Annotated in this window: 13 protein-coding genes and 1 tRNA gene; 8 read left to right on the forward strand and 6 right to left on the reverse strand. The window is 64.1% G+C overall.

The annotated features are described in order from the left end of the window. A partial coding sequence (locus tag JGU71_RS23510; protein ID WP_199706966.1) for an HNH endonuclease signature motif containing protein occupies positions 1-1,817 on the forward strand: 1,817 nt, incomplete at its 5' end. Next, positions 1,814-2,542: a hypothetical protein gene (locus JGU71_RS23515; protein WP_199706967.1), complete on the forward strand. Its 729-nt coding sequence runs from the start codon at positions 1,814-1,816 to the stop codon at positions 2,540-2,542. The genes JGU71_RS23510 and JGU71_RS23515, both read left to right, overlap by 4 nt. On the opposite strand, the gene JGU71_RS23520 is transcribed toward JGU71_RS23515, so the two are convergent. Next, positions 2,543-2,965: a DUF2000 domain-containing protein gene (locus JGU71_RS23520; protein ID WP_199706968.1), complete on the reverse strand. Its 423-nt coding sequence runs from the start codon at positions 2,963-2,965 to the stop codon at positions 2,543-2,545. 73 nt (positions 2,966-3,038) lie between these two features. Here JGU71_RS23520 and JGU71_RS23525 point away from each other — a divergent pair, with 73 nt between their 5' ends. Together JGU71_RS23525 and JGU71_RS23530 are read left to right on the forward strand one after the other, a co-directional pair. Beyond that, positions 3,039-3,860 carry an AraC family transcriptional regulator gene (locus tag JGU71_RS23525; protein WP_199706969.1) on the forward strand — a complete coding sequence of 274 codons (822 nt, stop codon included), beginning with the start codon at positions 3,039-3,041 and terminating at the stop codon, positions 3,858-3,860. Between the two features lie 140 nt (positions 3,861-4,000). Beyond that, positions 4,001-4,393 carry a cupin domain-containing protein gene (locus JGU71_RS23530; RefSeq protein WP_199706970.1) on the forward strand — a complete coding sequence of 131 codons (393 nt, stop codon included), beginning with the start codon at positions 4,001-4,003 and terminating at the stop codon, positions 4,391-4,393. Between the two features lie 26 nt (positions 4,394-4,419). Here JGU71_RS23530 and JGU71_RS23535 read toward each other — a convergent pair whose 3' ends face one another. From JGU71_RS23535 to JGU71_RS23555, 5 genes are all read right to left on the reverse strand, one after another. Then, positions 4,420-6,411, reverse strand: coding sequence for a hypothetical protein (locus JGU71_RS23535; RefSeq protein ID WP_199706971.1), 1,992 nt, complete (start codon positions 6,409-6,411; stop codon positions 4,420-4,422). A 162-nt stretch (positions 6,412-6,573) separates the two neighbouring features. Continuing rightward, positions 6,574-6,645: transfer RNA gene (locus tag JGU71_RS23540), tRNA-Val, on the reverse strand. Between the two features lie 32 nt (positions 6,646-6,677). Further along, positions 6,678-7,142: a peroxiredoxin gene (locus JGU71_RS23545; protein WP_199706972.1), complete on the reverse strand. Its 465-nt coding sequence runs from the start codon at positions 7,140-7,142 to the stop codon at positions 6,678-6,680. Between the two features lie 47 nt (positions 7,143-7,189). Next, positions 7,190-7,612, reverse strand: coding sequence for a DUF3052 domain-containing protein (locus JGU71_RS23550; protein WP_199706973.1), 423 nt, complete (start codon positions 7,610-7,612; stop codon positions 7,190-7,192). 142 nt (positions 7,613-7,754) lie between these two features. Next, positions 7,755-8,294: an Rv2240c family protein gene (locus JGU71_RS23555; RefSeq protein ID WP_199706974.1), complete on the reverse strand. Its 540-nt coding sequence runs from the start codon at positions 8,292-8,294 to the stop codon at positions 7,755-7,757. Between the two features lie 175 nt (positions 8,295-8,469). Here JGU71_RS23555 and aceE point away from each other — a divergent pair, with 175 nt between their 5' ends. The 4 genes from aceE (at position 8,470) to acpM (ending at position 14,134) form a co-directional block, all read left to right on the forward strand. Beyond that, entirely contained in the window at positions 8,470-11,313 is a 2,844-nt protein-coding gene (aceE, locus tag JGU71_RS23560) for a pyruvate dehydrogenase (acetyl-transferring), homodimeric type (RefSeq protein ID WP_372433222.1), read from the forward strand. Positions 11,314-11,355: 42 nt separating this feature from the next. Continuing rightward, positions 11,356-12,687, forward strand: a complete 1,332-nt coding sequence (locus JGU71_RS23565) for a PucR family transcriptional regulator (protein ID WP_199706976.1) — start codon at positions 11,356-11,358, stop codon at positions 12,685-12,687. A gap of 127 nt (positions 12,688-12,814) precedes the next feature. Next, positions 12,815-13,732 carry an ACP S-malonyltransferase gene (locus JGU71_RS23570; protein ID WP_199706977.1) on the forward strand — a complete coding sequence of 306 codons (918 nt, stop codon included), beginning with the start codon at positions 12,815-12,817 and terminating at the stop codon, positions 13,730-13,732. 99 nt (positions 13,733-13,831) lie between these two features. Further along, a complete protein-coding gene (gene acpM, locus JGU71_RS23575) occupies positions 13,832-14,134 on the forward strand; it encodes a meromycolate extension acyl carrier protein AcpM (protein ID WP_199706978.1) in 303 nt (100 codons plus the stop codon). Positions 14,135-14,140 lie beyond the last annotated feature (6 nt).

Here is a 14,140-nt window from a genome sequence, read left to right on the forward strand (position 1 = left end):
CCGCCCTGGGCTGCTCGGCCACCACCGCACACACCATGGTCGACGTCGGCATCGAACTCAACTCCCGATTCCCCTTGTTTTACACCGCGTTCGACGACGGCCGACTCGACTACGCCCGCGTCAAAGTCGTCTGCACCACCCTCAAAGAAGCCAGCACGACGACGATCGAGAAGATCGAGTTCCTCGCACTGTGTGCAGCGAAAATCCTCACCCCCGGCCCGTTGCGACGTGAGATCTGGCGACTGTGGATCGAGGCCGACCCGAAAGAGGCCGCCGAAGCCCGCGAACAATCGACCCGCAGCGACCGCACCGCCTATGTGCGGAAAGGGACTGCGGGGTTGTCGTGGCTCAGTGCAGCCATCACCGACCTCGAAGGTGTCGAAGCCGATCAACTGCTCGACGAAATCGCCGACACCGTCTGCCCCGACGACTCCCGCAGCCGCAACGCCCGCCGCGCCGACGGACTGATGGCCCTGCTGCACGGGGAACGGTCGTTGCGGTGTGACTGCCGATCGGCTGATTGCCCGACCCGCGACATCGAATTAGCCCCGCGGCGAGGACATCTCGCCCAGATCGTCATCGACGCGAAAACCCTCCTCGGCCTGAGCGCAGATCCCGCACACCTCGGTGACGGAACACCGATCGACCCGGAACTGGCCCGCATCCTCGCCGCCGACGCGACCTGGCAAGCCATCCTCGTCGAACTACGGTCCGCCGCGGTGGCAGCGGCCGGACAGGCAGGCGACGAAGGAGATGACGCGGCACAGCCGGATCCGCACAATGACGACACCAAACCAGCCTACGAACCAGACCTGCCAACGGCAGAACAACATTCGAGCCATACTGCCGACAACGCACTCGGCGACAATCTCGTGAACGAACACACCGATCCGGTCGTCACCGATCCGATCGACGACGACAACGGAACTAACCTCGATCCCGAACCTGTTGACCCCGAACCAGATACGGCACCCGCCGAGGTCGAGTACCTGCACTACCTCCGCCGCGGTCGTAAACACCGACCCGGCGCCATCGCCCACCCCACTACGACGGCACCGCCCTGCCTGCAACGGGTCCGCAGTGCCGGACCAGTCATCGACGACATCCTCACCGCCATCGCCGACGACGCATCCCTACGCCGCGGTGTCTATCCAGACGGCCACGGTGGACATCTGCAACCTCCACCCGGGGCGTTGATCTACCGACCCCGCGCCGAAGTCGCCGAGTTGGTCCGCGCCGCCTACCCGACGTGTGTGTTCCCCAATTGCACTGTGCCGTCGCGCACATGCGAACTCGACCACCGCGTCCCCTTCCACCACCCCAACCCCACCACGGGTGGCTGGACCATCTTCGACAACCTCCAACCCCTGTGCAAGCGACACCACGACATCAAAACCTGGCAACTCTGGACCTGCACCGCCCTCGCCGGCGGCGCCATCCTCTGGACCAGCCCCACCCACACCCCGCACATCACGCTGCCGGCCAACCACAACATCGTCGGCGCACCCCAACCCGAACCGGCGGAACCCGCACCACCAACTCCAGTCCCCGTCAGCTACGCCGACCCACTCACCGCCTACGAAGCCAACGAACTGCTCTACGAACCCACCTGGTGGGAAACCTTCGCCGGTACCGACGCCACCGCAACCTTCGCCGACCACGACCCCTACCTCCGAGACCGCTACCGCGAACACCTCGCCATCGTGAGCAAACGCCTCGACGACGCCGGACCCCCATGGGAGGCAGACCCCACCACCGAATGTGGGGCGTGCCCCAGTGACCCGGATGCCGTCGGTGCGGAATCGTCTCCGCAATGACACGACGTACTGCGACGCTCGTCGCCCTCGCAATCGCCCTCGGTGCTGCATTCGTCTTCGTTCCCCGGTTGTTCGCGAACGACATCGCCGACAAGCTGAGCCCAGCGTTCGTCGAGTACTGGACCTCCGGTGAGCGGGAACTGCCTCCTCCGCTCGCTGCCCTTGTCGACGACTGGTTCGCCTTCCACGCTGTGAAGGCCTCGATCGCGGCCATCCTGCTGGTCGTGCTGATCGCACTCTCCGCACAACATTGGAAGACGTTCCTGCGGAACGGCGGTCGCGCATTGGCGCTCGCTGGCGTCGTCGTCACCGGACTCACGCTCTTCGCGCTGGTGGCCCTATTGGCCAACATTCAGGGCGCGGCAGCACCTTTCGCGTCGCTGTTGCCGATGCTGAGGTCGGACACAATCGGCCAGGTCGACCAAGCACTCACCGCCGGGGGCCCGACCCCGCCTAGCTTCGGCGTGATGTCAGACGACTTCGCGGTCTACCACGCGGCAATGGCGGTGCTCGCGGTGACCGCGGCGGCAGGGTTCATCGGTACGAGCGTTTTGTTGTGGCGCAAGTTCGCAGGTGCGCACTCGCGACCGAAACGGCTGTTCGCCGGACTTGGAGTCACTTCGACGCTCGTCGCACTGGCCCTGGTCGTTGTTGCCGTGGCTAATACTTCGAACGCCGTCGATCCCGAACCGGGCCTGCGGGCCTTCTTCGAGGGAGGATGGTGATCAGGGATGCATGCGGGAACCCTTGACGATTTTGTCGACGACGTTCTTTCCGGCATACAGACCGATGCCGACGAGGTCGAGTTCCTCGGTCGTCACCGCCCGCACGGCCGCGCGATTGTCGACGTCGTTGCTGGTGGCGAACAGGTCGGAGGTGAAGATCGAGATCGGCAGGTCCCGGCCCATGGCCCGTGCATGCGCCGTTCGCAACGTCTCCTTGGATCCCGCGAAAACCAGTACAGGCTGGCGGAACACGGCCAGGTACTCCATGTCGGCGGCATCCACATACGGGTCGCCGATGAGTTCCGGGTTTGCGGCCGCGATCCCGGACACGAGGAACGCGGTGACATTGAGCCGCTGCCACCCCTCGAGGTCGTCACGCAACAGGACGGCGATCTTGGTAATTGGCGATTCGATGTTCTCCACGATCGATAATCCTGCCCCCAACCGCGCATCGCCGTCTTGTACGTTCCTGACTGCTGCGCAGTAGAATTCGTTCGTGGGGGACGGATCCGAAGTTGGCGCTTGGCGGCCAACCGTCGAAGGAATCGAGGAAGTTTTTCACGCCACCTTCGTCGATCATGCGTATCCGTCGCACACTCATGACACCTGGACGTTGCTGATCGTTGACGCGGGCACGATCCGTTACGAACTCGACGGCAACGAACATGACTCGATTCAAGAGTCCGTCACGCTGCTGCCACCACAGATTCCGCATGACGGGCGCACGGTCAGCGCCGGTGGCTTCCGCAAACGCGTCCTGTACCTGGGCGCCGACGTGTTGCAGGGCATCGGGCGCGCGGTCGACGGACCCACGCTGCGCGACGGGCTGCTCCGAGACCGCGTCAACCGCCTGCACCGGACACTGCTGTTCCCCGACGATAGTTTCGAGGCCGACAGCCGGCTCGCCTTCATCGTCGAACGCTTGCAGAACTACCTGCGACGGCTAGCGCCGGATTCGCCCGTGTTCCGGGACGTGCCATTAGCCCGGCAACTGCGCGAGCTGATCGACGCCGACCCGACGACCAAAATCACGCTGAACGAGGCGGGCATCCTGTTGCACGCCGACCCCACCCATCTGATCCGCACATTCAGCCGGGAGTTCGGCATCCCGCCGCATCAATACCTGACCGGCCGGCGGATAGATCTGGCACGTCGGCACCTACTCGATGGCCATCGAGCGGGCGAGGTGGCGACGATGGTGGGGTTCCATGACCAAGCCCACCTGAACCGGCATTTCAAACGCATGATCGGTACCACTCCAGCGAAGTTCGCGCGCAGCGGATCCGTCACACGAAGACTGGCAAGCACTGCTGACTAAGCCGAATAGCAACGTGCGGATGGACAAACGGCATCGACGGGGCGATCCCGCGTCCCGGTCCATAGGCGTTGTCCCATTGTGACAACGACTTGTCACGCCTTCTCTGGTGAAGGCAATTCGTCACTCTGTCAGGAGTCGCCATGCACATCACCAAGAGCGAGATACCCGTCAAGATCGATGTACCGGGGGCCAAGGCACGCCAGCTACCCGACTTCGGGTGGGCGGCCTCCGGGCCAGTCGGCGCGGAGTATTTCAGCCTGGGAGCCGGGACCGATATAGCGCCACTACTCCAGGGTTTGGACAACGACGCCTGCCACTCGCCTCACTGGGGCTATGTGATCTCCGGAGAGGTGGCCGTCAGCTTCACCGACGGCACCAGCGAGACCTGCGTCGGCGGCGATGTGTACTACTGGCCACCGGGCCATTCAGTACGCGTTGTGCACGATACAGAGGTGGTGATGTTCAGCCCGCAAATCGAGCACGGCGCCGTGATGGACCACATGCTCACCAAGCTCGCGGGTGCGACGCCGTAGTTCGAGAGTCGTTGCCGCTGCTCGGTTCAACGTCGCACGGTCCAGTTGATCGGCGCCACCGTGTCGGGTGAGTAGCTGCAGCAACTTCCGGTCCGGACGGTTCTCTTGAGGTGCTCGCCCAGCACGTGATCGTGGTCGGCGAGTCGGTCGAGCGCATACCGCAGTGACCTGGTGACGCTGGTCCGGGCGCGTTCGGCCGCCCCACCGGTGTGGCGCAGTCGCCCACCCAGGCCGACGGCCCCGCTCAATTCGGCGAGGAGGAACTCGCGGTCGCGGCTCGCAAGGTCGACGCGCGCGAGGTCGTTGTTGTGCTGTGCTTCGGCGATGTCCTGATCGACTTCGTCGAGTCGTCGGCGGTACGCCGCACGGGCGAGTACATCGATGACCGGGACCGGGTCGGCTACATCGTGACCACCGCACAGGTCCAGCGCCCGGAACTCGTGCCCGGGCCGCGACAGCAACGTCGCCAGATACTGCAGGCCTTTCAGGTCGGAAAGGGCGATCTCGGTGTCGCGGAACGCGAAACGCCACCGGTCACCGGTCCACGCCATCGTCGCTGTCAGGGATTGATGTGTCGGCGTACGGGGTTCGCCGGCCAACAGGTTGGCAACCTCTGCCGCCCGCCTCACCGCGCCGAACGATTCGAATTCGGCGTGGGCAGCCTGCCAGTCGAGGCGACTTCGCACCGCATCCCCCGACGCTGCGTATGCCGACCCAAGAACCACGCGAGCCACGGCCGCCTCGTAGGGTGCGTCGAGCTCACACCACCGCACCACGGCGATGTCTGCGTCACCGATGGCGAGCGCGGGGTCGCCTGCCAACATGTGTGCACGCGCCGTGGCCAGCGCTGCACATGCCGCCAGACCCGGACTCACGAACCTTTCACCGATGTCACTCAGGCGGGCGGCGGCGCGTGTTGCCGTCGCCGTGTCGCCACTGGCGAAGGCGATCTCGGACTGAGCGTCGAGCAGCGGTACGAGCCGCAGGTCACCGAACGGTGGTCGTTCCTTCCATGGCAGATCCGGCGGATTGTTCACCGCGTCCGCGATGAGTTTCGTCGCCGTATCGGCCTCTCCTTGTTCCAGCCGCAACAGCGCAAGACCCGGCAGTGACGGCCACGCCCGTCGATGCGCCTGCAAGAACGCATCCTCGGCACCATCCAGATCGCCGAGTCGAAGTCTGATGTTGCCGAGTTCGACCAGCGGCCAACCGAATTCGCGGCGCATCCAGGGCCGCAGTTCGTCGCACGCCGCGAGCGCCTCGAGTTCGGCAGCCGCACCGGGGCCGCTGACCCGCAGCAGTTCAGCCCGGTGCACGCGGCACCGTCCGTGCAAACCTCCGTACGCGTGGCCGTGGCGCCAGTGCTCCATGACGTCGGTCCACTCGCGGGCCCGATCGTAGGCGAGCAATCCCTGCGCGGCACAGACCAGTTCGCAATAGAGCATTCCTGTGGTGAACGGATCGACGGCGCCTGACATGAGCTGGAGCGCAGCATCGTCGAGAGCGGCGAGGCCCTGCTCCACCTCACCGTCAGCGATGAGCAACCGTGCGGTCGCGACCTGCCCGAGGAGTACGGCAGGCGAGACATTGAGCCGCGCACCGAGTTCCATCGATCGCCGAGCTTGTCGGCGTGCCCCATCCGGGTCACCGCACATGAACCGTTCGTAGGTCCGCACCATCGCGAGCAACGCGTGTGCAGGTACTTCGCCCAGCCCCTCGAGCTCGCGATCGGCCCGCGCCACCCAGCTACGAACCGGTGCCATCAAACCGGTGTCGACCAGAAGGTACAGTGCCACATTCGCTGCGGCCCAGCCCGCGCCCGCATTCTCGCCTGCCTCGCGTCGGGATTCATACAAGGACTCCCACACGCCCACAGCAACTTCGAACTCGCCGTTACCGTAATGGGCGATTGCCCGGGCCTCGGCGGCCTCGGGGGAAGTCTCGTCCGCGAGCAGATTCACCGCCGCGGTCCAATCGTCTCGCGCCATGGCCGCCTTGGCGTCGGCCAGCCGGCTCATCGCCCCAGATCGATCATCGGCCCAGTATGACCGGGCACGCGACGTCCGATTGGGCGAACTCGCAAACCTCCGCACTTCAGGCGGTGCCCATCCGCCCGGTGTCAGTCAGGTGTGTGTTCAACGCAGGTCCGAGGAGAATGCCTCTCACCTGCCATCTAAACGTGGGCGCAGAGGGGTTCGAACCCCCGACCGCTGGTGTGTAAAACCAGAGCTCTACCGCTGAGCTATACGCCCTTCGACAACCGGCTGAGCCGGTTGTCAACGCCTCAAGAATCTAGCGTGGCTAGCGCATTCTCCCAAAGTGACTGGTCACGGGCCTCGCCGGGACCGTTCATTTCGGCGAATCGGATAATTCCGGCCTTGTCGACGACGAAGGTTCCGCGGTTTGCGAAGCCGGCCTTGTCGTTGAACACGCCGTAGGCCTGCGCGACTTCGCCGTGCGGCCAGAAGTCGGAAAGCAATGGAAAGACGTAACCCTGCTCCGACGCCCAGATCTTGTGCGTCGGAGAGGGTCCGACCGAAATCGCGAGGATTTCGGTGCCGTCGTTCTGGAATTTGGGAAGCTCGTCCCGCACCCGGCACAGTTCGCCTTGGCAGGTTCCGGTGAAGGCCAGCGGGTAGAACACGATCAGCACGTTCTTCTTGCCCCGGTAATCCGAGAGCGTCACGACCTGATTGTTCTGGTCCTTCAGCGAGAAGTCGGGCGCGGTTGCGCCAACCTCGAGCGGCATCGACAAATCCTTCGGTTATGTGAGTTACGAGTTCGAGACGAGGTGCGTCAGCGCTTCGGTACGCGCGCTTTCGGCTGAACCAATCGGCTGCCTGCCCAGTCTCCGAGGTTGATCGCGGAAGTCTGAGTCAACCCTGCCGTCGGTGCCGATTCTGCGATTTCGCTCGGCTCGACATGGCCGGGATGGCCGGTCTTGGGAGTAAGGACCCATACGAAGCCGTCGTCGGAAAGCGACACGATGGCGTCCATCAGAGCGTCGACGAGGTCGCCGTCTCCGTCACGCCACCAGAGCAACACGACATCGATAACTTCGTCGGAATCCTCGTCGAGAAGATCACCGCCGACCGTTTCCTCGATATCGGCGCGCAAATCGTCGTCTGTGTCATCGTCCCAACCAAGCTCTTGAACGGCCATATCGTGAGAAATGCCAAGCTTCTGGGCGTAGTTCTGCGCGTCCGCCGCGGCGACCACGGTGGTGTCCTCCTCTAGTTAGAGCGTTCAGGTAGTGAAAGCGAACATGGTCGAAGCCGATAGCGCAAGCTGCAGGCTCGAATTCACTGCCAAAAACCGTCGCCGTGGCCGATCTTGGTTGCCGAGCCGCGTCGAGCGAAAATCAGGGGCATTTATCCAGAGCGGCGTTCTTGGCGTCGTTGGATGCTGTTGCCGCCGCGTTCAGCGGCGCAACAGGGACCCTACGCTCGACCGCATCGGCCAACCCATTCTCCTTGGCAACAACGTCGCGCATGGCAGCGCTGACGTCATCGTTCAAATCGCTGCTGATCACGCCGTCGACCGTGTTTGCCCCATCGCGGAGAGCACCTGCAGCTGCCGTTCGCTTCGCTTCCATGTCGGGCGCGTTGGCGTCGAGCGCGGCGATGAAGTCGTTGTATTTCGCTGTCGACGCACGCGTCGCGTCCTGCATCGACGTGCATGCGGTGACCAATGCGGTCGCGCGCTTCGACGATGTCGCCGCGGCTGCGGAGCTGGCCGCCGCCTTCGAGGACGAGGTGACCTCTTTTTTGTATTCCGTGACCTGCGCCTGATTGGCGTCGGGTGTGCCGGACACCTGCGATGTGCACGCGACAAGCACCAATCCAGTGGCCACCGCCGCGCATGCAGCTGCCAGTCCAGTCCTCGCTGATACGAAATTCATCGCCGCCCCCACTCTCCTGACAGGTTTCCTCGAGCACGTTAGTCGATTCACCGAACGCTGGCACACGATGGTGAGGGATGATTGCAGGTGCAACACACGTCACATGTGCAGCCCACACCCGGACCGTGCATTGGAGGGCACGCCTACAGCGCGTGCAGCCACACGAGGAGCAACGTTGACCGACCTGACCAACGAATCGACAACCGGGACAAGCGAAGGTGGCAGCAAGCCACCGGCCGCAGCCAACGGCCGCGGTGGCTCATCGGATCGGGTGCGCGTCATCCGAGAGGGCGTCGCGTCCTACCTGCCTGACATCGACCCGGACGAGACCGGTGAGTGGCTGGAGTCGTTCGACGCACTGCTCGACCGTTCCGGGCCTGGTCGGGCCCGCTACTTGATGTTGCGCTTGCTCGAGCGCGCAGGCGAGAAGCGCGTATCGATTCCCGCCCTGACCTCCACCGACTACGTCAACACGATCCCCACCGAGAACGAGCCGTGGTTCCCCGGTGACGAGGATGTCGAGCGCAGATTCCGCGCGTGGATCCGTTGGAACGCGGCCATCATGGTCCACCGCGCGCAGCGTCCCGGCGTGGGCGTCGGCGGCCATATCTCGACCTATGCGTCCTCGGCCGCGCTGTACGAGGTCGGCTTCAACCACTTCTTCCGTGGCAAAGATCACCCCGGCGGCGGCGACCAGATCTTCATTCAGGGTCACGCCTCCCCCGGTATCTACGCCCGCGCATTCCTCGAGGGCCGCATTCCCGCGTCGAAGATGGACGGTTTCCGCCAGGAGTACAGCCACGCGGATCAAGGTGGCGGCCTCCCGTCCTATCCCCACCCTCGGTTGCTACCCGACTTCTGGGAATTCCCGACGGTGTCCATGGGCTTGGGCCCGATGAACGCGATCTATCAGGCGCGGTTCAACCACTATCTGGCCGACCGCGGCATCAAGGACACCTCGGACCAGCATGTTTGGGCATTTCTCGGCGACGGCGAGATGGACGAACCCGAGTCGCGCGGACTCACTCACGTCGCCGCGACCGAAGGTCTCGACAACCTCACCTTCGTCGTCAACTGCAACCTGCAGCGCCTGGACGGACCCGTCCGTGGCAACGGCAAGATCATTCAGGAACTCGAATCGTTCTTCCGTGGCGCTGGTTGGAACGTCATCAAGGTCGTCTGGGCTCGTGAATGGGACGAACTGCTGCACCGGGATCGCGACGGCGCACTGGTGAACTTGATGAACACGACGCCGGACGGTGATTTCCAGACCTACAAGGCCAACGACGGTGCCTACGTTCGCGATCACTTCTTCGGTCGTGACCCGCGGACGAAAGAGCTGGTCAAAGACCTCAGCGATCCGCAGATCTGGAATCTCAAGCGTGGTGGACACGACTACCGCAAGGTTCATGCCGCCTACGCGGCGGCTCTGCAGCACAAGGGCCAGCCGACCGTCATCCTCGCTAAGACGATCAAGGGCTACACCCTCGGCAAGCACTTCGAAGGCCGCAACGCGACGCACCAGATGAAGAAGCTGACGCTGGACGATCTCAAGGACTTCCGCGACGTGCAGCGCATCCCGATCTCGGACGCCGAATTGGAGAAGGACCCGTACCTGCCTCCCTACTACCACCCGGGGAAGGACGCGCCAGAGATCGCCTACATGCTCGACCGGCGCAAGGCGCTCGGTGGCTTCCTGCCCGAGCGGCGTACCAATGTGAAGCCCCTGAAGTTGCCCGGCGACGACACGTACAAGGCAGCCCGCAAGGGCTCGGGCAAACAAGAGGCCGCCACCACCATGGCGCTCGTCCGCATCATGAAGGAACTGTTGCGGGACAAGGAGATCGGCTCGCGAATCGTGCCGATCATTCCCGACGAGGCCCGCACGTTCGGCATGGACTCGTGGTTCCCGTCGTTGAAGATCTACAACCGCAACGGTCAGCTGTACACGTCGGTCGACGCCGAACTGATGCTCGCTTACAAAGAGAGCCCGATCGGGCAGATTCTGCACGAGGGCATCAACGAGGCAGGGTCGACGGCCAGCTTCACCGCGGTCGGCAGTTCGTATGCGACACATGGCATTCCGATGGTCCCGCTCTACATCTTCTACTCGATGTTCGGGTTTCAGCGGACCGGCGACGGACTGTGGGCCGCCGCCGACCAGATGGCACGAGGATTTGTTCTCGGCGCGACAGCGGGCCGAACGACGTTGACGGGTGAGGGTCTGCAACACGCCGACGGGCATTCGCAGGCTTTGGCCGCAACCAATCCCGCGGTGGTCAGCTACGACCCGGCGTTCTCCTACGAGATCGCCCATATCGTCAAGGACGGTCTGCGTCGGATGTACGGCGGCACCGAGGGTGTCGAAGGGTTCGGCGGCGAGAACATTTTCTACTACATCACGCTGTACAACGAGCCGTACGTGCAGCCGCCGGAGCCGGAGAACCTCGACGTCGAGGGTCTGCTGGCAGGCATCTACCTCTACAAACGCGGCGCCGAAGGTGGCCCTCGGGCACAGATTCTCGTCTCGGGCGTGACCGTGCCGGACGGACTCAGGGCGCAGGCGCTGCTGGAGGAAGACTGGGGTGTGCACGCCGACGTGTGGTCGGTGACGTCGTGGAACGAACTGCGTCGCGACGGCATCGAGTCGGAGAAGAAGGCGTTGCGCGATCCGAGCGTCGACGCCCCTGTCCCCTACGTGACGAGGGCGCTCGCCGACACCGAAGGACCGTTCGTCGCGGCATCGGACTGGATGCGTGCGGTGCCGGATCAGATCAGGCAGTGGGTGCCAGGCGACTTCACGACACTGGGCGCCGACGGTTTCGGTTTCTCCGACACCCGGACCGCGGCCCGACGGGTTTTCAACATCGACGCGCAGTCGATCACTGTCGCTGCTCTGTCCGCGCTTGCGCGTAGCGGCGAGATCGACCGCGACAAGGCTGTCGAGGCCGCAGAGAAGTACGGCATCGACGACGTTCTCGCTGCACCGATTTCGACTGCGGACCCCGGCTCGGCCTGACGTTGGCTTCGATGACCCTGGAAGGGGCGTAGGTTCAGACGTATGGCCGAGCAACGTCCGCCGACCGGACGCGATGGGGGTCAGCGGCTTCCCGAGAACGAGGTGTACCTACCTGTCGCGGCGCTGTCTCCCGCAAAGCAGAACCGGGATCCGCTACCGGACACACTGCTCAAACGGGTGAAGCAGTTCTCCGGCAGGTTGTCCACCGAAGCAGTCACCTCGATGCAGACCCAGTTGCCGTTCTTCGGGGATCTGGACGCCGCCCAGCGAGCCGGCGTCCAGATGCTCGTGCAGACGGCTGTGGTCAACTTTCTCGAGTGGTTGCAGAACCCCGAAAGCGACATACGGTTCAGCCTGGACGACTTTCAGGTGATCCCGCAGGACCTGGCCAGACGACTGACGCTGCGGCAGACCGTCGACATGGTCCGAGTGGCCATGGAGTTCTTCGAACAGTGGCTGCCAGCGCTTGCGCGTAACGACCGGCAGTTGGTCGCATTGACCGAGGCCGTGCTTCGCTACGGTCGCGAACTCGGTTTCGCGGCCGCATCGGTCTATGCGAGCGCGGCGGAATCTCGCGGCGCGTGGGACACCCGGCTGGAAGCGCTTGTCGTCGACGCCGTCGTCCGCGGTGACACGGGTTCGGACATGCTCTCCCGGGCGGCCACGCTCAACTGGGACGCCACCGCACCCGCAACGGTGCTCGTCGGCACCCCGCCCGAGGATCAGGGCCTTTTCGTGGTGGGTGCCGTGCACTCGATCGCCCAGAAACACGGTCGTGCCGCGCTCGCGGTCGTGCAGGGCAGTCGTCTGGTCGCCGTGGTCAGCGGTGAACTTCACAACGGTGTCGCGAACGGCAGCTTCCTGAGCGACCTTCTGTCTGCGTTCTCCGATGGGCCGGTCGTGATCGGACCGACGACGCAGACCCTCGCCGCCGCACACACCAGTGCGGCCGAGGCGTTGGCAGGTATGGAGGCGGTCGCCGGATGGCGTGGCGCGCCTCGTCCGGTGCATGCGGCGGAGTTGCTTCCCGAGCGCGCGCTGGTGGGTGACAACGCCGCGGTTTCCGCTCTGAACGAACATATCGTCGTCCCGCTCGCTGCTGCCGGATCGGCTCTTGCGGACACACTGGATGCCTATCTAGACTGCGGCGGAGCTGTCGAAACCTGCGCGCGCATACTGTTTGTTCATCCAAATACCGTTCGGTACCGACTCAAACGAATCGCCGAAGTTACCGGCCGGGATCCGATGAATCCCCGCGATGCGTACGTACTTCGAGTCGCATCAACAGTAGGTCGACTGACTCAAAACCGTAACGATCTGCGGTCTTCTGCATCAGCAGCCACACACGTCACATTTGGAGAATTCGGGACGTAACGCCAGGGCTTGTCTGGCGATGGCCGCCCAATTCCAGCTCTTTTGTTGGAAGCCCACAAAGCAGGTCACCAAGGTTCATGGTCAACAACATCTCTTCGGAGCGGGTCGAAGGTGTTCTCTTGTAGACGTGATCGCAATGCTTGCGCCCGGACAGGGCTCCCAGACTCCCGGCATGCTCGGACCATGGCTCGAACTGGCCGGTGCAGCCGACCGTCTCGCGCTTTGGTCGAAAGCGTCGGGTCTGGATTTGGTCACCCTCGGCACCACCGCGACAGCTGAAGAGATCACCGATACCTCGATCACACAGCCGCTCGTCGTCGCAGCAGCGCTGCTTGCATACGAGGAACTCGAAAGCCGCGGCGTCATCCCGGCCGACGCGATCATCGCGGGACACTCGGTCGGAGAACTCGCCGCAGCAGCTATCGCGGGCGTCATCACAGCAGACGAAGCAGTCACCCTCGCAGCGATCCGCGGCGCGGAGATGGCGAAGGCATGTGCGCTCGAAGCAACCGGTATGTCGGCCGTGTTGGGCGGCGACGAAGCCGAAGTGCTCGCCCGTCTCGCCGAACTAGACCTAATCCCAGCGAACCGCAACGCAGCCGGACAGATCGTCGCCGCGGGCAAACTGGATGCCCTCGCCGAACTGGCGGCGAACCCGCCCGAGAAGGCCCGCGTTCGCCCGCTTCCCGTCGCAGGCGCGTTTCACACGTCCTACATGGCACCGGCACAGGACGCGGTTACCGCGGCAGCCGCCAAGATCACGCCGACCGACCCGACCCGCACGCTGCTCTCGAACTTCGACGGCGAGCCTGTCGCATCCGGGGCCGACGCGCTGACTAAGCTGGCCGCGCAGGTCACCCGACCGGTGCGCTGGGACCTGTGCACCGCAACCATCCGGAACGCGCAAGTGTCCGCGATAACAGAACTTCCGCCGGCAGGTGCGCTCATCGGTATCGCGAAACGCGAGCTGCGTGGCACACCGACACTGGCACTCAAAGTGCCGGCGGATATCACCGCATTGGTCGAGCTCGAAGGGTTCGGCTAATTCAGCGCGCAGCCGGTGCTGCGCAACCGCACTAGGCCAACCGGCCGACCTGCACGCGTCCAACTCGGACACAGACCCAATATAGAAGGGAGCCACGCAGTGGCCACTCAGGAAGAACTCATTGCCGGCATCGCGGAGATCATCGAGGAAGTTACCGGCATCGAGCCGTCCGAGGTGACCATCGAGAAGTCCTTCGTCGACGACCTCGATATCGACTCGCTCTCCATGGTCGAGATTGCAGTGCAGACCGAAGACAAGTACGGCGTCAAGATCCCCGATGAGGATCTCGCCAGCCTGCGCACCGTTGGCGACGCCGTCAACTACATCCAGAAGCTGGAATCCGAGAACAGCGACCTGGCTGCCGAGCTGCGCGAAAAGTTCAGCGCCGACAGCGCAGAGTGAGTAGAG

The organism is Antrihabitans stalagmiti (assembly GCF_016482825.1).
GTDB classification, from domain to species: domain Bacteria; phylum Actinomycetota; class Actinomycetes; order Mycobacteriales; family Mycobacteriaceae; genus Antrihabitans; species Antrihabitans stalagmiti.

Bases quoted from the DNA above. Each gene is read 5' to 3' on its own strand.
- JGU71_RS23545 (WP_199706972.1), bottom strand. From the start codon at position 7,142: ATGCCGCTCGAGGTTGGCGCAACCGCGCCCGACTTCTCGCTGAAGGAC.
- JGU71_RS23565 (WP_199706976.1), top strand. From the start codon at position 11,356: ATGGCCGAGCAACGTCCGCCGACCGGACGCGATGGGGGTCAGCGGCTT.
- JGU71_RS23535 (WP_199706971.1), bottom strand. From the start codon at position 6,411: ATGAGCCGGCTGGCCGACGCCAAGGCGGCCATGGCGCGAGACGATTGG.
- JGU71_RS23515 (WP_199706967.1), top strand. From the start codon at position 1,814: ATGACACGACGTACTGCGACGCTCGTCGCCCTCGCAATCGCCCTCGGT.
- JGU71_RS23555 (WP_199706974.1), bottom strand. From the start codon at position 8,294: ATGAATTTCGTATCAGCGAGGACTGGACTGGCAGCTGCATGCGCGGCG.
- JGU71_RS23530 (WP_199706970.1), top strand. From the start codon at position 4,001: ATGCACATCACCAAGAGCGAGATACCCGTCAAGATCGATGTACCGGGG.